The sequence below is a fragment of the Dongia sp. P2_B8 genome (assembly GCF_056404715.1).
Genome location: NZ_JBFUDM010000005.1, coordinates 111,166 through 132,374 on the forward strand (window position 1 = coordinate 111,166; position 21,209 = coordinate 132,374).

The window sequence follows — 21,209 nt, forward strand, 5'->3', positions numbered from 1 at the left end:
TTCCGTCATCTCCCGAGTCCGGCCCGATTTCCCGCCGAAATCTGGCCTAACTCGTTATCGCCCAAGGAATTACGTGGTCATGCCCCAGGAAATCCGCACCAAGGCCCTCATCATCGGTTCAGGTCCGGCCGGCTACACGGCCGCCATCTATACGGCGCGCGCCAACCTGAAACCGATCCTGGTCCAGGGCATCCAGCCGGGCGGGCAGATGACCATCACCACGGATGTCGAGAATTTCCCCGGCTTTGCCGACGTCATCCAGGGCCCGTGGCTGATGGAGCAGATGCAAAAGCAGGCCGAGCATGTCGGCACGCGGACCATCTTCGACACCATTCTCGATATCGATTTCAGCCGCCGGCCGTTCCGCTGCGTGGGTGATTCGGGCGATATCTATCTTGCCGAGACGCTGATCATCGCGACCGGCGCCCAGGCGCGCTGGCTGGGCCTCGACTCCGAGAAGAAATTCCAGGGTTTCGGCGTCTCCGCCTGCGCCACCTGCGATGGCTTCTTCTTCCGCGAGAAGGAAGTGGTGATCGTCGGCGGCGGCAATACCGCGGTCGAGGAGGCCATTTACCTCACCAACCACGCGACCAAGGTCACCATGATCCATCGCCGCGATCATTTCCGCGCCGAAAAAATCATGCAGGACCGCCTGTTCCGCAACCCGAAGATCAATGTGGTCTGGAATAGCGTCGTCGAAGAAGTCTTGGGCGATACGGACCCCTTGGGCGTCACTGGCGTCAAGGTGAAGAACGTCCAGACCGGCGAGGTCACCACAATCCCCGCCGACGGTTTCTTCGTGGCGATCGGCCACAGCCCGGCCACGTCGCTGTTCAAGGGCAAGCTCGACCTCGACGAGGAAGGCTATCTCCTCACCAAGCCGGACAGCACGGCGACCAACGTGCCGGGCGTATTCGCCGCCGGCGACGTCAAGGACAAGGTATTCCGTCAGGCAGTCACGGCCGCTGGCATGGGCTGCATGGCAGCGCTCGAGGCTGAGCGTTTCATTGCCGCCCATGAACACGATACCGCCCAGGCCGCCGAATAGGCAGCCGCCACGCGACGGCCGGGGGGCCGCCGCCACACATGAAGGGGACACCGGCTTCGCGGAGAACCGCCACCGGTGAAAAACAATGTCGATGGATTGGGACAAGCTCAGAATCTTCCACGCTGTGGCCGAAGCAGGCTCGTTCACCCATGCGGGTGAAGTGCTGAACCTCAGCCAGTCCGCGGTCTCGCGCCAGATTTCGTCGCTGGAAGAAAGCCTCAACGTCGCCCTCTTCCACCGCCATGCCCGTGGCCTCATCCTGACCGAACAGGGCGAGCTGCTCTATCGCACCGCCCATGAAGTGTTCTCGAAGCTCGCCATGGCTGAGGCGCAGCTGGCGGAATCGAAAGACCGGCCCAAGGGCCAGTTGAAGGTGACGGCGACCCAGGCCTTCGGCTCATCCTGGCTGACGCCGGTCCTGCTCGAATTCATCGACCTTTATCCGGATGTCGAGGTCGATCTGGTGCTGGAAGACCGCGAGCTGGATTTGTCCATGCGCGAGGCGGACGTTGCCATCCGCATGGCGCCGCCACGGCAGCCGGAACTCATCCAGCGCCATCTGATGACGGTGCATCTCAACATCTATGCAGCGCCTTCCTATCTGAAGCGCCACGGCATTCCCAAGGTGCCGGAGGATATCGACCAGCACCGGGTCATCGTCTATGGCAACGACATGCGCCCACCGGTCGAGGATATCGATTGGCTGCTGCGTGCCGGCACGCGCAAGGACAAGCCGCGACGGCCGATCCTGCGTGTCAATTCCGTCTATGCGATACTCCGCGCGGTCCAAAGCGGCCTGGGGTTGGCCAGCCTGCCGGAGTTCATGGTGACGGAAGGGGCGAGCCTGGTGCGCGTCCTCCCTGAACTGCAGGGACCGCGCATCGACGCCTATTTCGTCTATCCGGAAGAACTCAGGAATTCGAAGCGCATTCAGGTGTTCCGCGACTTCCTGCTGCGCAAGGTCGCCGAAGGCAAGATGCAGTCGTAGATCTGAGCGAGCTTCGCTGGGGAAAAGCCTCAGCCGCGCCGGCGATCCCCGCTGGTCGACAGCAAGGATGCAATGCGCGCGTCCTTCTTCACATTATTGATGACGAGGATGGCGTGGAGCGCCGCCACCAGCCACAGCACAAAACCGGGCGATCCGCCCAGGAACAGGCTGAAGATGAACACCACCCAGGCGAGGACATAGATCAGCAGGTTAAAGATGGCCTGAAAGATCTTGCCATAGAGGAGGAGCGCCAGCGGCGGCAGGACCAGGGCGACAAGATAGATCATCGAACGTCATTACTCCGGTCAGAAGGCTGCCCAAGCGGGGGCACAGGATAAACGGATTGGGCAAATAGATAGGATGACGGCGCGCCACTGCAATGCCGGACCGTGATCATTCCGAAGGCACTGCAGTGCAGCAAAATCAGGCATTTCCGCCCGGTCGCGACATCGACGTCGCGCCTTCAAAACTCTGCCGACTCGATAGGGAATTCACTGTTGCCACAGTGAGAGCGCTGTCAGAGACGCGTGAAAAGTGCAATCTAGCCTCCTGCGACAGATTGGCCCGATCACCCCTTCGGCATCGCAGCATTTAGCTAACTAATTGGAATCAATGCGCCTTATTGGTATGCAAGTGGTGCATGCCGCGTCTGTGAATTTGACTCTGGTGAGGCTCGCTAATTCCTCTATCCTGCGTTTGTGCCGGTCAGCCACACTGTTGCAATTTAGCAACAAGTGGAACAGTTTGTTCCTGGTGGGGTTGAATGATCGCAATGGCGCCATAAATGGCTGACAGAGTGATTTTGGTAACGAGTTTCGAAGCGATAGCTTCAACATCAATTCGGGCGCGACGCCCGGATGGGGTCTTCGGACCCTACGTCTCCCAGACGTAAAGCCTCCCTGTTTAACTTGCCGGGCCCTCGTGGCCCGGCGATTTTCTTTTGGGGCTTTGGCATCGCAGGTCACAACCCTGCTTTTGATGGCAACGGCTATCCTGTGCCCTACTCCGCCAACCCCAGATAGTAGCGCCACTCGTTCCCCATATTGTCGTCGGTCATGACGTCCAAACCCTCGGTACGGCGCAAAATACTCGCACAATCCTCCATGACTTTCTTGGCCGGGGCGATGTTGGGATCGTCGATCTCATTGGGCAATGCCAGCACCCGCGCCATCGCCTTGATATCCGCCTCCTTCGCCGGATCGAACATCACCCGGCCATCTATGGTCAGGCCACGCAGCGCTTTCTGCCACCGCGCGGTATTTCGCTCGATCGGCCGGTCGCTGACGACCAGGAAACTCGCGATCCGCAGACCATGAGAAAATGACGTGCAACCTGTCCGCAAAGCACGCTTCGATTCCGTGCTGTTGTAGAAGTAGGTTCCGCCCGGGGTGAGATGATTTCGCATGAGCGACATGAACTCGGTCGACAGCAGGTTGGTCGCATTGCCGCGGAAATGATGCGTCGTGTTGGAGAAGACTGCATCGAAGCGGAGATCGGGATTCTTGCGCAACCAGCGTCGGCCATCATCGACAACGATCCGCACTTTCGGATTTTCAAGCAGAGAAGCAACCTCGGGATACTGGGAGACAAGGTGCGGATAGCCTGGGTTTATTTCGACGACTGTCACAGATTCGACGCCAGGAAGATTGACGACGGCCTGCACTCAGGAGCCTGTCGACAGGCCGATGAAAAGAACGTTTCTCGGCAAGGGATGGTAAAGCGGCGTGGCGAGCGGGCGAAAGATGCCATTGGTATCGTTTACGGGATCGACGTTGTACCGGCCATCGTAGATGCCATGCCCATAGACTGTCTTGCGGGTATCGACGGCAATGATGCCGCTGCGGTTTTCGACGACATGTGTAAGGGGCGGTGCCAACCTGGCCAGGTCCTTGTGCAACAAGGAAATGACGACCTCTCGTGTAAGATAGGGATGCAGGATCGGCACCGCCACGATCATCCCCACGAGAGCCCCCATAAGGACCGGGGATCTGCGGGAAAGAAGGCCGAATTGCCAGGCGGCGATGGCAGCCAGCACCAAGGCGCACATTGCCAGCAGTTCCGCGAGGCTGCTCATGGAAAGATATTCGAGCAGGACAAATCCGGTCACAACCGCGCCGACGGCGGACCCTACGATGTTTGCCATGACCAGCTGGCCGGCCTTCTCGCCAGCATGCTTATCCGCTGGGACCCCGAGCTCGGCTAGATAGGGTAGGAACGCCCCCCACACGCGCGCCAGCAGATAGATCGCACCAAGCGCAATGGCCAACATTCCCATTCCCAGGAAAGCAGTGTGGGACAGCAATGGCAGGAAGACCGCACCGATGGCGCCGGCAGCAAACAAGCGCAGTACCAACCAGCGATGTATCTCGACCTTGGACCGTCCCTTGCCGCACAGGATGCTGGTGTCGCGCGCGCCACCGGCAAGACCGATGAGAAAGGTGCCCAACGTCAGCGCGAAGGCAAACGCGCTGTTGGCGGTCGCAAATGAAACGACACGAAAAAACAAGATCTCGAAAGAAAGAGAAATCAGGCCACTCAGAAACGCCAGGACGACAACATGAGAAAAGCGGAACTGCGGTGTGCCAGCGCTCGGTCTATCGGCGGCATCATTCTGTGTGCGGCTACTTCCGGTCTTCACCTCAGCCTGTCCCAAGATGGCACTACGCCACCCGCCAGACATGGTGAAAGCAATGAGAGCGCCAACTGCCAGCAGGAAATTTCCGCTGGCAGCCAGCCAGACCGAATGCTGCATACCAAGAAAAGGGAAAAGTGCAACGGCACTGAGGAGACAGCCCGCACCACCACCCAGGGTATTGACGTAATAGAGATGCCCGACGACCGCGCCGACACTACGATTAACAGCGACGAGGTAGCCCACCAGGATGGGCAGCGTCGCCCCCATCAACAGCGTCGGGACCATAATCAAGGCCAGGTTGAGGACCGCAGCAAGAGGCAACGACAGGCCAGCAGCCACACCGCCCATACCATCGATGATCTGCAGGGAAAACAGGCCGTAAAGCCCGATGCCGCCTTCGATCGCAGCCAGCAAAAGCAAAAGCGGCCAGCGTGTGTGGCGCGAAAGCCATCCGCCGACAAGACTGCCGATCCCCAGCCCCAGCATGAATGCCGTCACGACAATGGTGACGGACTCAATGTTGACCCCGAAGACCCGGAACAGAGCGCGTTGCCAGACCAATTGATAGGTTAGTGCCGGTATACCCGAGAGAAAGAAGAGCAGCGATATCAGGCGGAGGAATTGACCGGTATTGCTCATGTCGAGATATGCCCCAGGTGGCTGACTAACCAGGCGATTGGCCGATCTGATCGTTCTTCCCGCAACATAGGGCTGTCGATATCGGCACAGACTTGGATGCAGCCAGTCAAGCGAGTCGCCACACACCCTGCCATTTTTACGTTACTCGATCATGAATCGTCTACCCGCACGTGAGGTGCGCGCGCGAGACAAGATCAAATTCGGCATGATTTTTACATATGAGCCGCCCGCAGCTCGGTGGGCAGAGCATCTTTGCACGCGCCCTAGATCGACGAAACAGCCAGTCTCTCTACCAACGCCGCCTATTGCGCCTGCCAGGTCTTGATTGCCTGGGCGATCAAGTCATCCATGACCTTGTCCTTGGCAAACTTGTTCATCACCTGGGCGATCCTGCCGCGCAAGGCGCCGCTGTTGCAGGCAGAGAGATGAGACAGGGTCAGGTACAGCTCTTCATTGCTGATCGACTGGGGCGCTTCCTGGAGATCGGTAATGCCGAGCTGGGCAGCAAAGGCGCGCGCCGGCGCATCCTCATAGATGAGATAGTCCGCGCGCTTGTTCTCCAGCATCTTCAGCGCATTCTCCAGCTTGGACACTTCCTCGATCGACAGATTCTTCTTGGCATACTGATCGAAATCCTCGCCGAAGCTGTTGTTGATCACGGTGAGGCCGCTATGGCCGGCAAGGTCAGGCCATTGGCGATATTTGAGCGCACTCTCAGGCCCCGTAATGACGACGGAGCGCGTAATCGCCATGGATGGATGGATGTAGTCCATATAGGTCAGCCGATCCATGGTCAGGAACGCGCCAGCAATCAGGTCGATATGGCCGGTCCTCATTTCCTCCTGCACGCGTGCCCAGGACCCGATGTAGCGGACCTCGATCGGAATACCGATGTCGCGCGACAGCATGGCCATCAACGCGGCATTCGCGCCGATCATGTGGCTCTCATCCTTCGGATCACGCCACAGATAGGGCGGATATTCCGGATTGCCTGACGCCACCAGCAGCTTGCAATCTTCTGCATGTGCGAAGTCGGTGCCAAGCGGGAGCCACGCCAGAAACCCAGCGGCTATCCACGTCAAAAGACGATTGTGCGCGTTTGACCAGACGCGGCCGGTCATGTCCGCCTCCTCTGCCACTGGTGCGTTTGTTAGTTTAACAACATGCCGACAGGATTGGGAAATTCTATTGTGTGTGGTGCGCAATAACATCCCAGGGCAGTCGTCCTAACAAACCCCGGCCACACGTAACAATGATTGATTGAGCAGCCAAGCATATTGATACGGTCGGGGTAGCACTGCGTTCATCGCACTGGTGCAGGATCGGCGTTTCAGGCAGTGTGCCGATCCTCGATCGATAGGCCATTGCCAGCTGTGCGTTCCGGCCTGAAGTGATCAACGGCAGATGATCAAAGGCTACGGAGCGTTCTCGTGTCTCACTCCCTCGACTCTCGTACCCCAGTATCTCATGGTGACACCCCCGGCCGCGTATCTGATGCACCTGGGCCGGAGTCCATCAATTGGCGCAATTTGACGGCGGCCTGTGCAGCCGTCTGTGTCTTCGCGTTTTCGCTGGGCGAGATGTTTCCGCTGCTCTCCTTGAGCATGAAGAGCTGGGGCGTCAGCGAGGTGATGATCGGCCTCAATACGGCGATGGCGCCGGTTGGGATTTTGATCGCCGGCACGATCATTCCAAAACTGTCGCATAGCTTCGGGCCAAAGCGTGTCGCCATCTTCATGGCGATGGCAACCGGCGTACTGTTCCTGCTCTACCCGACCTTTCCCTCGCTCTTGGCCTGGTTTCCGTTGCGTCTGCTGCAGGGCATCTTTGTTGCCACCCTCTTTGCCTTGAGCGAGGCCTGGGTGCTGAGCAACGCCACCGGCAGTTCGCGCGGCCGGGTCGTCGGCATCTACGCCACCTGCATTTCCGCGACCTTTGGCATTGGGCCAGCCGTGGTGGCCTGGGCAGGTATCGATGGTTACCTGCCTTTTGCGATCGGTGCCGCCATTCTGTTTCTGGCGACCATTCCCATATCGCTGGTGTCGAGCGATGCCGGCGGATCAGCAGACGAAGTGCATGTCTCGATTTTCGCCTTCTTTCCCAAGGCGCCACTGCTGCTGATCGCCATCTGTGTGCATGCCATGTTCGATGGCGGCATGCTGGGCTTCCTGTCGGTCTATGGCGTGCGCATGGGCATGTCGCTGGAACATGCCGCCCTCACGATCACGGCCTTGTCCTTCGGCAACGTGCTCTTCCAGATCCCCATCGGCTGGATCGCCGATCACACCTCGAAGCGCAAGACCATGACGGCCTGTTTCTTCGCCACCGCCTTGGGCCTTGCATTGCTGCCCATTGCCATCACCACCATCTGGGTCTGGCCGCTGGTGTTGCTGATGGGTGCTGCCGGTTTTGGCATCTACACGGTCGGCCTCTCCGAACTCGGCGATCGCTTCCGCGGTCCCGATCTCATCGCCGGCACGTCTGCCTTTTCCACCGTCTGGGGCCTGGGAGCCTTGCTGGGATCCGTGATGTGTGGCGCCGCAATGGATATGTTCGGCCCACACGGATTTCCCACCATTCTGCTCGTGGCCTTCCTGACCTTTATCGCGATTCAAGCTGGGCGTGCGTTCCGCCAATCCCGCCGCGTGGCAAGCTAGGCGCTTTTGACGCCTTCCAGGAAATGCTGGACATGACGCCGCAGTTCGTCCGACTTGTCGGTGAGTTCGCGCGCGGCATCCAGCACCTGCTGGGCCGCAGCACCCGTCATGTCGGCTGCCTGGTTGACGCCTGAGATGTTCTGGTTCACCTGATTGGTGCCATCCGCCGCTTCCTGGACGTTGCGTGCAATCTCCTGGGTGGCGGCGCCCTGCTCGACGACGGCCGAGGCGATCGACCCCACGATCTCATTGATGCGTGAAACGGTACCGGCAATGGTGCGGATCGCCGTCACCGCCTCCGAGGTTGCCGATTGCACGGCGGAAATCTGGCCGGCGATTTCATCAGTCGCATTGCCGGTCTGGGTGGCGAGATTCTTCACTTCCGAGGCGACCACGGCAAATCCGCGACCGGCTTCGCCAGCGCGCGCCGCCTCGATGGTGGCGTTCAAGGCCAGAAGATTGGTCTGGCCGGCGATGTCGTTGATCAGCTGCACCACGGCGCCAATCTTGTCGGCGGCGGCATAGAGCCCTTCGACCAGCTGATTGGTGGCATTGGCCTGGTCCGCCGCTTCACCGGCGATGCGGGCGCATTCATCGACCTGCCGCGAGATTTCCGAAACTGAGGCATTGAGCTCTTCAGTGGCCGATGCCACGGTCTGCACGTTGGACGTCGCCTCGGCCGATGCGGTGGCAACGGCGCCGGCCCGGTCGGCGGTATCGGTCGCCGTTTCGGTCATCGAATTGGCCGTGCCTTGCATGCGCTGGGTGGCATTGGCGACCGTCTCCAGCACCTCTTTCACCGCCGTCTCGAAATTGTCGGTGAGACTGTTGATCTTTTTCACCCGTGCTTCACGGCGCGCCTGAGAGGCAGCTTCCTTGGCGGCAAGGTCGCGGGCCTGGATCATGCCGTCCTTGAACACGCTGACAGCCTGCGCCATCGCGCCGATTTCATTGCGCAGGTCGCTGTCGGGCACACTCACATCGAGATTGCCACGCGACAGTTCCCCCATGACGCCGGTCATGCGGCCGATCGGCCGGGTGGTGACGCGGATGATCCAGAAGGCGATGCCAAAGGCGGCCCCCAAGCCAATGAGCAGCATGACGCCCATCACCAGCTGCAAATTCTTGGCAGCGGCGATGGCACTTTCGCCATCGCTGGCGAGAAGCTGTGCCTGCCGGTCGACGAGGCCACCACGCCGCACGCCATCGTCGCCACGCGGTCCGCTGAGGAGATCCAGGATCGCGTTGGCCTGCGGCGTCACTTCACCATTCAGCTGTTGCTGCGCCAGGTTCCAGCCGGGTGACTTGCGGATATCGATCATCTGCGCCGGCAAAGGCGTGAACTTCTCATGCGTCACGACCAGCGTCTGATAGGCCGATTTCTGGCCGACCGTGAACAGCGCCGACATCTTCTCCAGCGTCTTCAGGCGGCTGGCGGTCACTTTCCAGTTCTTGTCGAATTCCTTCCGGAACTGATCATTGCCGGTCATGACCATCGCGCGCAGGCTGGCCTGTGCCAGCGAGAACGCGTTGCGCAGATCGGAAAGGGCGATCAGCAATTCCTTGCGCTCTTCCGTCGCCGCCTGCGCAAATTCCTCATTCATCATGCCGGAGACGCTTTTGAGGATGGTCGAGATCAGCTTTTCGCCCTGCTCATTGAGCATCTTGAGGGCTGGCTGCTCGTCCTTGCTGTTGGCAAGCGCCTCAGCCTTCGCCTGTGCCTCGGCAAAGCTTGCAAGCAAGGTCTTGATCTTCGCCCAATCATCGATATCGCCCTGCACCTGCCAGTTGGCCGCAAGGCCATCGATCTGCTGAACATCACTGCCGATCTGGGTCCAGACGTCGGCACGGTCCTGCTTGAAACTCTCGGTCCCGGTCAGCATCCAGTCGCGGAGCGCCGTGAGCGAGCCCTGGACGTTGGCCACCAGCGCGTTCCCGGCCGTGGTCATCGGCAGGCGTTCAGCGACCATGCGCTGGGTGATGTTGGCATTGCCGCGCACCTGCCAGAAATTGATGGCGATCACGGCAACCAGCAGAAGGGCAATGCTGCTGAAACCCACCAGCAGCCAGGTCCTGATCCGGAAATTCGCAAGCCAGGCGAGCATCGACATCCATCCCCAAACGCGCCGTCACGAAGCACGCGCCGTTAAAAGTTAGGAGCCAGCCTAGTGGGAAATTATTAACAGAATTTCTGCGCCAGCCGGGTCGGCGGCCCACCCCAGTCCCCTGCTGATCTCACAACCTCGCGAGCATCGGCGGAACGCCGGCATGGCTTCTCGCCTGAAAGCGCCCCTTGCCGATCCCAGCCCCGACGCACAGTCGTACTGCTGCCCAAACGGGCAACAAGGATACACATTAGTGTATCTATTGTAGGATTTTATTGCCGCCCATAAGCAGCGTGATCAGTGGCCGGCGGATTAGGGGTGTGTCAGCGGTCCGGCCCGTAGCTGCGCATGAACATCTCAACCGCGCCGTCGATGACGGTATCGGCGGGGAGCGAATCCGGATCGTCCTGGAGGCCTAGCAAAAGCTGCATGTAAAGCGGCCCGCGGATCATGCCGCAAAAAAGCTCGGCAGCGAGACGCGGGTTGTCGATCTTCAACACACCCTTCGCCACCGCCGATGCCAGATATTCCGTCAGCAGCCGCTTGAAGGTGCGTGGACCGGTTTCGTAATAGCGGCGCGCGAGATCGGGAAAGCGCGGACCTTCCGCCACGATGACGCGGTAGATCGCCATGGTGCGCGGTGCCAGCAGGAAGCCGGCGATGCTCCGCCCGATGCGGGTCATGGCAGCGCGGATGTCCGGGGCGTCGCGTACTTCCGGCATGACATTGTCCGCGTAAGACAGGCAGGCCGCCCGCACGATGGCAACGAACAACTGCTCCTTGCTTTGGAAATGCGCATAGACCGTTGCCTTGGAGACGCCGGCGGCCTTGGCCACCTGGTCCATGCTGACGGCGCCAAATCCTTGTTCGGTAAAAAGCGCGCTACCAGCATCCATGACCTGGGCGGCCTTCAAGGGCAGCTCCTGGCCCGTTTCCGGGTCGATCGCATGCAGGAACGATGGACGGGTCGGATCCAATAGCGGTGTTTCTTCCACCTTATCCACTGATTTCAAGGCGTTACTCATCGCACCATGCTCATCTGGCCAATTCCGGGCTGGAGTGAAAAAACTGTACTGGTCGGTTCAGTTTACCCTTGACATATGGCCATCGGCAAGCCAATTTCAATCCGAATTGAACTGGACAGTCTAGTCCAGATGGCCGCACCGCCCGCCGACTCCGCCGGATTTCCGCGGAGGGTTGTCCGGAGCGCCTTGATTAGAATGAGGAGTTTCATCATGCGCAAGCTCATCCTGCGGTCGGTCATTTCTCTGGCGGCACTCGCTGCCGTATCAGGTGGCTGGTACTGGTGGCAGACAGCGCGTTTCCTTGAGAAGACCGACAACGCCTACATCGAGGGCGACATCTCCATCATCAGCCCGCGCATCGAGGGTTACGTGGCCCATGTCGCCGTCGGCGACAATCAGGCGATCCGCGCCGGCGATGTGCTGATCACCATCGAAGATTCGGACTTCCGCGCCCGTGTTGCCCAGTCGGCCGCCAATGTCGCCGGCGCCGAGGCTGCCCTCGTCACCATCGACAGCCAGATCACCTATCAGAATGCGCGCATCGCGCAGATGGTGGCATCGGAGCGTTCTGCTGCGGCCGAACTCAACCGGGCCAATCAGACCTATACACGCTACAAGAAGCTGGTGGCCGACAAGATCATCGGCACGCAGGAAATGGATGACGCCACCGCGGTGAAGCTGAAGGCTGAGGCAGAAGCCTCGCGCATCGGTGCCGAGCTGGTGGCTGAGCGCGCCCAGATCGGCGTCCTCAACGCCAACCGTATCGAAGGCGTCGCCAAGGTCGCGGAGACCAAGGCCGCCTTGCTTCTGGCGCAGAACGATCTTGATAAGACCGTCATCCGGGCGCCCATCGACGGCGTCATCGGCAATCGGGCCGTCCGTGTCGGCCAGTTCGTGAGCCCAGGCACTCAGCTTCTGTCGCTGGTGCCCAATGACGTCCATGTCGTCGCCAATTTCAAGGAAACGCAGATCGGTCATATGCAGCCGGGCCAGAAGGTCGCGGTCGAGATCGATGCCTTCCCGGGCCAGACCCTGACCGGCACGCTCGACAGCTTCTCGCCGGCCTCGGGTGCTGAGTTCAGCCTGCTGCCGGCGGAAAACGCCACCGGCAACTTCACCAAGATCGTGCAGCGCGTGCCGGTGCGCATTGCCTTGCCCAGCAGCAGTCCGCTCCAGGGCCTGCTGCGTCCGGGCCTCTCGGTGATCGTTTCGGTCGATACAGCGTCGACCGCAGCGCCGGCACTTGCCAGCGCCGGTGGCTGGCTGTTCGGTGCAGCCAATGCAGCGCCGGAAGCAAAGCAGCAGTAACAAAAAGATGATGCGGCCGGGCATCTGAAACGCCCGGTCGCTTTTCCTCAAACCGAATCTGATGTGCTGCCGGCGGGGTTGCGGCAGTAGGAGCGTCCCCCATGTCCGAACGGCCCATTACCAGACGCGACTGGATCGGGTTCATGACCATGGTCGTGGGCATGTTCATGGCGATTCTGGACATCCAGATCGTCTCCAGCTCGATCAGTGACATCCAGGCGGGGCTTGCCGCCAGCGCCGACGAGGCCAGCTGGATCCAGACCTCCTATCTCATCGCCGAAGTGGTGATGATCCCGCTCTCGGGATTCCTGACGCGCCTCGTCTCGACCCGCGTCTTGTTCACAGTCTCGGCCGCCGGCTTCACGCTGACCAGTATGCTCTGTGCCCTGGCCTGGGACATCAATTCGATGATTGTCTTCCGCGCACTCCAGGGTTTCATCGGCGGCGCCATGATCCCCACGGTCTTTGCCGCGGCCTATACCGTGTTCCCAGCATCCAGGCGCAACATGCTGTCGGTCCTGATGGGCCTCGTGGCCACCATGGCGCCGACATTGGGGCCGACACTGGGTGGCTACATCACCGAAATTTCCAGCTGGCATTGGCTGTTCCTAGCCAATCTGCTGCCGGGTGCGCTGGTGACGATCTCCGTCTGGCTGCTGGTCGATTTCGACAAGCCGGACTGGTCGCTGCTGCCGGGCTTCGACTATCTTGGCCTCATCTTCATGGCGGTGTTCCTCGGCAGCCTGGAATTCGTGCTGGAGGAAGGTCCGCGCGACGATTGGTTCGACGATCAGACGATCGCGACCTTCGCTGTGGTGGCCGCCGTTGCCGGTGTTTTCTTCCTCTGGCGGGTCTTGAGCTACCGGCAGCCGATCGTTGATGTGCGCGCCTTTGCCAACCGCAACTTCCTTATCGGCTCGACCTTCAGCTTCATCATCGGCATCGGCCTTTATGGCTCGACCTATCTCATGCCGCTGTTCCTGGGGCGCGTGCGGGATTTCACGGCGCTCGATATCGGCCTCGTCATGTTCGTGACCGGCACCTTCCAGTTCATGTCGGCACCGATCGCTGGGCGTCTAGCGGGCATCCTCGATCCGCGCGTGATGCTGGGCTTCGGTCTCGCCATGTTCGGCGCCGGCGCCTATGCGCAATCGCTGCTGACCGCCGATTGGGGTTTCTGGGAATTCTTCCTGCCCCAGGCCCTGCGTGGCTTTGCGCTGATGTTCCTGTTCATCCCGATCAATGCCGCGGCCCTTGGCACCTTGCCGCCGGAGCGCATCAAGAATGCGAGCGGTCTTTACAACCTCATGCGCAATCTGGGTGGTGCCATTGGCCTTGCCGCCATCAACACGCTGCTCAACGACCGCATGTCTCTGCATTGGACGCGGCTGGTGGAATCCATGCCTTCGGGCGATCCGTTGGTTCAGGCTTTCCTCGCCAATGCGCGCGCCGGCGTGTCGACGGCGATGGGTGCTTTAAGCGAGAATGCCGCCATAAAGATGCTGGCAAACACCGTCTATAAACAGGCCGAAGTCATGACCATGGCCGACGCCCAGTTCCTGATGAGCGCTATCTTCATCGGCGGCCTGCTGCTTGTCCCCTTTCTGAAGAAGCCGCGCGGCGCACCGGTCGCTGCCGATCACTGACCACCCAGATCACGCATCGCGCTGATAGGCGGGTTGCCCCATCACATAGGTGGCGGCAACCGCGCGGTCGTCACCCAGGATCATCAATGCGAACAGACGCTCGGCGAAATCGCGTGCGACCTCGCTGCGATGCTTGAGCAGCGGAATTGCCGTAAATTCCAGCACGGTGAAATCCGCTTCCTTGCCCGGCAATAGGTTGCCGATCTTGTCGTCGAGATAGAGCGCCTCCGCCCCGCCCAGGGTAGCGAGATAGAAGCCACGCCAGGGATTGAGATTCTGGCCCTTCAGCTGCAGGACCTTGTAGGCCTCGGCCATGATCTCCAGCATGGAGAGTGAGGTGCCACCACCGACATCGCTGGCGAGCCCCACGCGAATACCGGCTGCCCGCGCCTGCTCGAGGTCCAAGAGGCCCGATCCGATGAACAGGTTGGAACTGGGGCAGAAGGCGATGGCCGTGCCGGAAGCCGCCATGCGCTGGCGATCGGTGGCATCGGTGTGAATCGCGTGGCCATAGATTGCGCGCGGTCCCAGCAGACCATAATGGTCATAGACATCGAGATAGGAACGACGCTCGGGAAAGAGCTCGCTCACCCATTTGATCTCGTCGTGATTTTCCGCCAGATGCGATTGCAAGGCGAGCCCCGGGATTTCCCGAAACAGGCGGCCGGTCATTTCCAACTGCGCCACGCTGGATGTCGGCGCAAAGCGGGGCGTCAACGCATAGGTAAGCCGACCCTTGCCGTGCCAGCTGGCGATAAGCGCCCGATTGTCAGCTTCGGCGCCAATGACATCGTCGCGCAGATAGTCCGGGCAATGCCGGTCCATCATGACCTTGCCGGCCACCATTCGCAGGTTGCGCGCCGAGGCGGCGGCAAAGAAAGTGTCGACCGATTGCTTGTGCACCGTGGGATAGACCGAGGCCGTCGTGGTGCCGCTGGCCAGCAGCCGGCCCAAGAACATGTCCGCCATCTGCGCGCCATGTTCGGCGCTTTCGAATTTGCGCTCAGCCGGGAAAGTGTAGCGCGTCAGCCAGTCGAGGAGCTGCGTGCCGTAGGACGCGATCACATCGAGCTGCGCCGAATGCACATGGGTGTCGACGAAGCCCGGAATGATCAGCTTGCCGCGATGGTCGACGATCTCGCTGCCGGCCGGCAACCTCGCAAGCAAAGGACCGGCATCGCCCACCTGCACGACGTGCCCGTCTTCGACCAGCAGACCGCCATCTTCATATAGCTGCCAGGCGGTCTCGTCCGGCGTGGCTCCCGGATCGCGCAGGAAATGCAAGACGGTACCGCGGAAGAGAGATTGCATCTGACGACCTTATCCGGGAAGTGTTCTGGCGAGCTTATCTCATAACCGCATGGGGGATTTTCAAGGAATCCGCAAGGCTGCTTCAGGGATAGAGGTTCTCCAGCACCAGGAACCATTGCCGGTCGGCATTGCCGGAGAGGCGCCCATCGGCACCCAGCATACGTTCCGACCTGGTCACCGAATTGCGGACATTGCCGCCGATCGAGTCCAGCCGCCCAGGCACCACCGTCACCACAATATCGCAGTGAAGCGTCGCACCCGATGGCACATCATCATAGCGCGCGACGACCTGCCCGGCCCTGGTGGCGCAGATGAGATCGCCTGCCCGTGGCGCATAGGCGTCCGGCGGATAGGCGCGCCAATGTCCTTTTGCCGCGCTGGCAATGGCGGCGCGCAGATAGCTGGCATGGGTGGCGGTGGCTGGCATTTCGTCGGCCGGCACACCGGCTTCTGCCATCACCCAGGAAATGAAGGCGGCCGACCAGGGCTTGTCGCCATCGAGCCCGGTCCAATCCTGGCCTACACTGCGCCAGTATTTCGCCACCAGCGCCGATCCCTTGTGCTCATCCTCCCAGGCGCCGACAGGATCGATGATCTCATGCCCATCGGCGGCATGGCGTACGATCTGGCCACCGAAGGCGCGCCACTCCTGATCAGCAAGACGCAGGATATTGCCACGCACCGCATCGGCGGGTGCCAGCGCACGCGGCGGCAGCGAGGTGGCGCAGGCCGCCAGTGAAAGCGCGAGGCCGATGAGCAGGAGAGGCCGGAATATATGCATGCCAGACACATTTTTAATTGAAGAGGGCGCAGCAAAATGATGCCCGGGCGACCGTTGAGCTTGCCGCCCCGGCATTGCACTATACCTACCCATCCCAGCGCCGGAAGCCGATCTCATGAAAATACGCATCATTGCTCTCGGCCGCGCCAAGGCCGGACCGGAGAAATCGCTGGTCGAGACTTACCGTAAGCGGCTCAGCTGGTCCTGCGATCTCATTGAGCTCGAGGCCAAGAAAGGGATCAGCGGCGCTGAACTGATCGCTGCAGAAGCCGAACTTATCGAAAAGGCGATCCAGGCCAAGGCCAGCGCCAAGCGTGTCGTCATCGCACTCGACGAACGCGGGCAGAGCCTGCCCAGCCGCGACTTCGCCAAGCGCGTCACCGCACTCGGCAATCAGGGCTATGGTGAGCTGGTGTTCGTCATCGGCGGGGCGGATGGCCTCGCCCCCGCCATCCGCGACCGTGCCGGCCTCTTGCTCTCCTTCGGGGCGATGACCTGGCCGCACATGCTGGTCCGGGTTCTCCTGATGGAGCAACTCTACCGGGCCCAGACCATCATTGCCGGCCATCCCTATCACCGGGATTAGCGCTCCGGCTTATGTAACAGGCTGTAACAATTATAGAAAAATCACCAATCGTACCTCGCTGCAGCGCGCCAATGACACTGGCGCGGGCGGCCGGATCGGGTTAAATCTTTTGCCATGATTTCATCCCGCATGAATTGAGCCAGACGCATATGACCCAAAGCCCCCTTTCCAAAGCCCGGCCGAAACCGGTCGTTCTGTGCATCCTGGATGGCTGGGGCCATCGCCATGAGAGTGCCGACAATGCCGTCCTGCTGGCCAAGACGCCGAACTGGGACAGTCTCACCGCGGAAAATCCCTGGAGCCTGGTGGATGCGTCCGAACTTTATGTCGGCCTCCCCGAAGGCCAAATGGGCAATTCCGAAGTCGGCCACATGAATCTGGGTGCCGGCCGGGTGGTGATGCAGGATCTGCCGCGTATCGACCGCGCGATCGCCGACGGCACCATCGCCAAGCTGCCGGAACTGGAAAAGTTCGTCGCCAAGATGCGCGCCTCGAAGGGCGATGTGCAATTGCTGGGGCTGCTCTCGCCGGGCGGCGTGCATTCGCACCAGGACCATATGGTGGCGCTGGCGAAGATTCTGTCGGCGGCCGGCATCGGTGTGGTGGTGCATGGCTTCCTCGACGGCCGCGACACGCCGCCGCAAAGCGCCAAGGGATTCGTCGCAGATTTCGAAGCCAAGATCGCGAACCTGCCCAATGTACGCATCGGCACATTAGGTGGCCGCTACTACGCCATGGACCGCGACAAGCGCTGGGAACGCGTGACGCTGGCCTATGACGCCTTTCATGGCGAGGCACCGCGCGTTGCCACCGCGCAAGCGGCGATCGACGAAGGCTATGCCCGCGGCGAAACGGACGAGTTCATCAAGCCGACCCTCATCGGCAACTTCCCGGGCTTCCGCAATGGCGACGGTTTGCTGATGGCGAATTTCCGCGCCGACCGGGCGCGGCAATTGCTCACCACCCTCATCGATCCCGCCTTCAAGGATTTCCCGCGTAAGAAGGTGACGAGTTTTACCGGCATCCTCGGCATGGTCGAATATTCGGCAGACCTTGCCAAACTGATGCCCTGCCTGTTTCCGCCGGTCGAACTGACCCAGACCTTGGGCGAGATCGTGGCCAACCACGGCATGAAGCAGTTGCGCATGGCGGAAACCGAGAAATATGCCCACGTCACCTTCTTCTTCAATGGTGGCGAAGAGAATCTGTTTCCCGGCGAAGAACGTATCCTGGTGCCGAGCCCCAAGGTTGCGACTTACGACCTGATGCCGGAAATGTCGGCCTACGAACTCACCGACAAACTTGTCGGTGCCATCGAATCAGATGCTTTCGACCTCATCGTCGTCAATTACGCCAATGGCGATATGGTCGGGCATAGCGGCAATCTGCCCGCTGCCGTCAAGGCGGTCGAGGTCATCGACGATTGCCTCGGCAAGGTGCGCGCGGCCATTGTGAAACAGGGCGGTGCGCTGCTCATCACCGCCGATCACGGCAATTGCGAAATGATGAAGGATCCCATCACCGGCGAACCGCACACCGCCCATACGCTCAACCGCGTGCCGTTCATCCTGGTCAATGCCCCCACCTGGGCGCACAAGCTGAAGGACGGACGCCTCGCCGATGTGGCGCCGACCATCCTAGCCTTGCTGGGCATCACGCAGCCCAAGGAAATGACCGGTCAGTCGCTGATGCTGCCAGATGCCGGGACTCTTCTTCCCGGCGACATGCGGCACAATGCGGGTGCAGCTTAGGCGTGACCCTGCCCATCCTGATCCGGTCGCTGCCGGCAGCCATCCTGCTATCGGCTGTCGCGTGGTGCGATCCCGGCTTTGCGCAGACGGCCAACGATCTGGAAAGCGTTCAGCAGGAACTGGCGACCGGCCAGAAGAAGGCCGAGGAACTCGCCAACCAGGCAGCGAGCCTCAGCCGCGAAGTGGCTGACCTGCAGACTGCGCTGATCACCGCCGCTGCCGACGTGCAGCGGCGCGAGCGCGAGGTGACGGAGATCGAGAATACCTTGCAGACGCTGGGTGAGTCGGAACGCGACAAGGAGGCGGCGCTGAAACATGGCCGCAAGGAATTGGCGGCAAGCCTCGTGGCCCTGCAGCGCCTCTCCGCCTTGCCCCGTCAGGCGCTGCTGTTCGGGCCGGAGACACCGATCGACATGGCACGCTCCGCCCGGCTGCTCAGCATCGTCACCCCCGTTCTTGATCGCCGCGCCCGCGTGCTGCAGAGCGAACTCAACGAGATTCAGGAATTGCGCCAGGAAATGGCGCGTCGGCGTGATGAACTCACCGCAGCACTCGCCAAGCTCGCCAGCGACAATCAGCGGCTTTCCGATCTGGTGGCCAAGAAATCCGGCCTGCGGCAATCGACCCTGGCCGAAACGGAAGCCACCAAGCAGCGCCTCGCCCGTCTCGCCGACCAGGCCAAGAACCTCCAGGATTTGATCTCGCGGCTGGAACAGACCGAGACGGAAACCCCGACAAATGACGACGCGGCCGCCAGCGATGAGGCGGCGGCCGACGATACCCAAACTGCCTCGCTCGAACCGGAGAAGCCCAAAAAGCCGATTCGCACGAAGAAACCGGCGGATCTCCGCCCTTTTCCCAAGGATATCGCCAAGCTGACGGCCCCGGTCAGCGGCGAGATGGTAAAGAAATTTGGCTCCCAAACGGAGACTGCCGGGACTATGAAGGGGGCGGAGATCGAAACTCGCCCTGGCGCCCAAATTGTGGCCACATTTGATGGCCAGATTGTCTTCGAGGGCCCTTTCCGCGGTTATGGCCAAATATTGATCATCGAGCATGCGGGTGGGTATCATACGATATTGGCAGGTCTCGACCGGGTGGTGGTCGAGGTCGGCCAATGGCTGAAAGCTGGTGAACCCATCGGTCGCATGGGCGCGTCGGCGAAATTGGAGACAGGTCAGCCAGATACCGAATCTGGGAACGACACAGGAAACGGTCGGCCAAGACTTTACGTAGAACTGCGCCATGATGGCCAGCCATTCGATCCGGCGCCGATATTCGACACCAGCAACAGCAACTAAAGGTCAGTGATTCACATGTTCCGCCAATCGCTCCTCGTCGCCACCGCCCTTGCCGCCGGCATGGTCATCGGCACGGTCGCCTTCAACCCGCGCCTGGTTCAGGCTGAATCGAGTGCCACGGCCGACGCACCGCCGGTCAACACCTATGAGCAGCTCAACCTGTTCGGTGAAGTGTTCGAGCGTGTGCGCGCCTCTTATGTCGAGCCGACCAAGGACGATCAATTGGTCGAAGCCGCCATCAACGGCATGCTGACCTCCCTGGATCCGCATTCGAGCTATATGAATGCCAAGGAATACCAGGACATGCAGGTGCAGACCAAAGGCGAGTTCGGTGGCCTTGGCATCGAAGTCACCATGCAGGACGGTCTCATCAAGGTGGTGACGCCGATGGACGATACGCCGGCCGCCAAGGCCGGCATGCAGCCGGGCGACCTCATTGCCCAGATCGACGGCCAGCCGGTGCAGGGCCTCAGCCTCAACGAGGCGGTCGAAAAGATGCGCGGCGAAATCGGCAGCAGCGTGACGCTCACCGTTCTCCGCGGCGACCAGGATCCGTTCGAGGTCACCTTGAAGCGCGACGTCATTCAGCTGAAATCCGTCCGCTGGGAACTCGAGGACGGCAATATCGGCTATGTCCGCATCACCTCCTTCAGCGAGAAGACTGATTCGGGTCTCCGCGCCGCGGTCGACGAATTGAAAAAGGCGACCAAGGGCGAATTGGCCGGCATCGTGCTCGACATGCGCAACAATCCGGGCGGCCTCCTCGACCAGGCCATCGCGGTTTCCGACGACTTCCTGGAAAAGGGCGAAATCGTCTCGACCCGCGGCCGCGATCCCAATGACGCCCAGCGCTGGAATGCCGAAGGCGGCGACATCATTGATGGCAAGCCGATGATCGTCCTCATCAATGGCGGCTCGGCGTCAGCGTCGGAAATCGTCGCCGGCGCTCTCCAGGACCATAGCCGCGCCGTGCTCATCGGCACGAAATCCTTCGGCAAGGGGTCGGTGCAGTCGATCATGGCCATCCCGGGCCATGGCGCCATGCGCCTCACCACCGCGCGCTATTACACGCCGTCCGGCCGTTCCATCCAGGCAACCGGCATCGACCCCGACATCATGGTCGAACAGGCCAAGATCGAAAAGCTTGGTGCCGAGAAACGGCCGCATGAAGCCGACCTCAAAGGCGCGCTGGCCAATCCTGGCAATGGCGAAGCCGCACCCAAGGCCCCGGAAGGCGAGCAGGATGCCGCCGCCGAACCCAAGACGGACGAACAGAAGAAGAAGGAAGAGGCCGTGCCCTTCGTCGGCTCCGAACGCGAACAGATCGCCAAGCCGGACGACGACTTCCAGTTGGCCCGTGCGATCGACCTGCTGCGTGGTCTTGCCCTGATCCAAGGCAAGTCGGCAGCCAACTGACGCGCTGGCAGC

General features: G+C 61.0%; 17 protein-coding genes. 9 read left to right on the forward strand and 8 right to left on the reverse strand.

What is annotated here, in order from left to right; all coding sequences use genetic code 11:
* The first annotated feature begins 79 nt into the window (after positions 1 to 79).
* On the forward strand, positions 80 to 1,048 hold the full coding sequence (gene trxB, locus AC1DWZ_RS15800; RefSeq protein ID WP_477169880.1) for a thioredoxin-disulfide reductase: 969 nt from the start codon (positions 80 to 82) through the stop codon (positions 1,046 to 1,048).
* 91 nt (positions 1,049 to 1,139) lie between these two features.
* Positions 1,140 to 2,036 (forward strand): LysR family transcriptional regulator, encoded by an 897-nt coding sequence (locus tag AC1DWZ_RS15805; protein WP_477170081.1) that lies wholly within the window; start codon positions 1,140 to 1,142, stop codon positions 2,034 to 2,036.
* Between the two features lie 29 nt (positions 2,037 to 2,065).
* On the opposite strand, the gene AC1DWZ_RS15810 is transcribed toward AC1DWZ_RS15805, so the two are convergent.
* The 4 genes from AC1DWZ_RS15810 to AC1DWZ_RS15825 form a co-directional block, all read right to left on the reverse strand.
* Positions 2,066 to 2,323 carry a hypothetical protein gene (locus AC1DWZ_RS15810; protein ID WP_477169881.1) on the reverse strand — a complete coding sequence of 86 codons (258 nt, stop codon included), beginning with the start codon at positions 2,321 to 2,323 and terminating at the stop codon, positions 2,066 to 2,068.
* A 713-nt stretch (positions 2,324 to 3,036) separates the two neighbouring features.
* Entirely contained in the window at positions 3,037 to 3,699 is a 663-nt protein-coding gene (locus AC1DWZ_RS15815) for a spermidine synthase (protein WP_477169882.1), read from the reverse strand.
* On the reverse strand, positions 3,700 to 5,310 hold the full coding sequence (locus AC1DWZ_RS15820; RefSeq protein WP_477169883.1) for a spermidine synthase family protein: 1,611 nt from the start codon (positions 5,308 to 5,310) through the stop codon (positions 3,700 to 3,702).
* A gap of 302 nt (positions 5,311 to 5,612) precedes the next feature.
* Positions 5,613 to 6,431 carry a substrate-binding periplasmic protein gene (locus tag AC1DWZ_RS15825; protein ID WP_477169884.1) on the reverse strand — a complete coding sequence of 273 codons (819 nt, stop codon included), beginning with the start codon at positions 6,429 to 6,431 and terminating at the stop codon, positions 5,613 to 5,615.
* Positions 6,432 to 6,740: 309 nt separating this feature from the next.
* Between AC1DWZ_RS15825 and AC1DWZ_RS15830 the strand changes: the two genes are divergently transcribed.
* On the forward strand, positions 6,741 to 7,967 hold the full coding sequence (locus tag AC1DWZ_RS15830) for an MFS transporter (protein WP_477169885.1): 1,227 nt from the start codon (positions 6,741 to 6,743) through the stop codon (positions 7,965 to 7,967).
* Here AC1DWZ_RS15830 and AC1DWZ_RS15835 read toward each other — a convergent pair.
* Positions 7,964 to 10,072 carry a HAMP domain-containing methyl-accepting chemotaxis protein gene (locus AC1DWZ_RS15835; protein ID WP_477169886.1) on the reverse strand — a complete coding sequence of 703 codons (2,109 nt, stop codon included), beginning with the start codon at positions 10,070 to 10,072 and terminating at the stop codon, positions 7,964 to 7,966. The genes AC1DWZ_RS15830 and AC1DWZ_RS15835 overlap by 4 nt on opposite strands.
* A 323-nt stretch (positions 10,073 to 10,395) precedes the next feature.
* On the reverse strand, positions 10,396 to 11,076 hold the full coding sequence (locus AC1DWZ_RS15840) for a TetR/AcrR family transcriptional regulator (protein WP_477170082.1): 681 nt from the start codon (positions 11,074 to 11,076) through the stop codon (positions 10,396 to 10,398).
* 231 nt (positions 11,077 to 11,307) lie between these two features.
* Here AC1DWZ_RS15840 and AC1DWZ_RS15845 point away from each other — a divergent pair, with 231 nt between their 5' ends.
* Together AC1DWZ_RS15845 and AC1DWZ_RS15850 are read left to right on the forward strand one after the other, a co-directional pair.
* A complete protein-coding gene (locus AC1DWZ_RS15845; RefSeq protein WP_477169887.1) occupies positions 11,308 to 12,405 on the forward strand; it encodes an HlyD family secretion protein in 1,098 nt (365 codons plus the stop codon).
* A 101-nt stretch (positions 12,406 to 12,506) separates the two neighbouring features.
* The gene (locus AC1DWZ_RS15850) at positions 12,507 to 14,051 is read left to right on the forward strand and encodes a DHA2 family efflux MFS transporter permease subunit (RefSeq protein WP_477169888.1); all 1,545 of its coding nucleotides are present in this window, start codon (positions 12,507 to 12,509) and stop codon (positions 14,049 to 14,051) included.
* A gap of 9 nt (positions 14,052 to 14,060) precedes the next feature.
* Here AC1DWZ_RS15850 and guaD read toward each other — a convergent pair whose 3' ends face one another.
* On the reverse strand, positions 14,061 to 15,362 hold the full coding sequence (gene guaD / locus AC1DWZ_RS15855; protein ID WP_477169889.1) for a guanine deaminase: 1,302 nt from the start codon (positions 15,360 to 15,362) through the stop codon (positions 14,061 to 14,063).
* An 82-nt stretch (positions 15,363 to 15,444) separates the two neighbouring features.
* Positions 15,445 to 16,143 (reverse strand): DUF2272 domain-containing protein, encoded by a 699-nt coding sequence (locus AC1DWZ_RS15860; protein WP_477169890.1) that lies wholly within the window; start codon positions 16,141 to 16,143, stop codon positions 15,445 to 15,447.
* A 115-nt stretch (positions 16,144 to 16,258) separates the two neighbouring features.
* Here AC1DWZ_RS15860 and rlmH point away from each other — a divergent pair, with 115 nt between their 5' ends.
* The 4 genes from rlmH to AC1DWZ_RS15880 all read left to right on the forward strand — a co-directional run bounded on the left by rlmH (position 16,259) and on the right by AC1DWZ_RS15880 (position 21,197).
* The gene (gene rlmH, locus AC1DWZ_RS15865; protein ID WP_477169891.1) at positions 16,259 to 16,729 is read left to right on the forward strand and encodes a 23S rRNA (pseudouridine(1915)-N(3))-methyltransferase RlmH; all 471 of its coding nucleotides are present in this window, start codon (positions 16,259 to 16,261) and stop codon (positions 16,727 to 16,729) included.
* A 149-nt stretch (positions 16,730 to 16,878) separates the two neighbouring features.
* Positions 16,879 to 18,480 carry a 2,3-bisphosphoglycerate-independent phosphoglycerate mutase gene (gene gpmI, locus AC1DWZ_RS15870; RefSeq protein ID WP_477169892.1) on the forward strand — a complete coding sequence of 534 codons (1,602 nt, stop codon included), beginning with the start codon at positions 16,879 to 16,881 and terminating at the stop codon, positions 18,478 to 18,480.
* A 2-nt stretch (positions 18,481 to 18,482) separates the two neighbouring features.
* Entirely contained in the window at positions 18,483 to 19,781 is a 1,299-nt protein-coding gene (locus tag AC1DWZ_RS15875) for a murein hydrolase activator EnvC family protein (protein WP_477169893.1), read from the forward strand.
* A 15-nt stretch (positions 19,782 to 19,796) separates the two neighbouring features.
* A complete protein-coding gene (locus AC1DWZ_RS15880; protein ID WP_477169894.1) occupies positions 19,797 to 21,197 on the forward strand; it encodes a S41 family peptidase in 1,401 nt (466 codons plus the stop codon).
* Positions 21,198 to 21,209 lie beyond the last annotated feature (12 nt).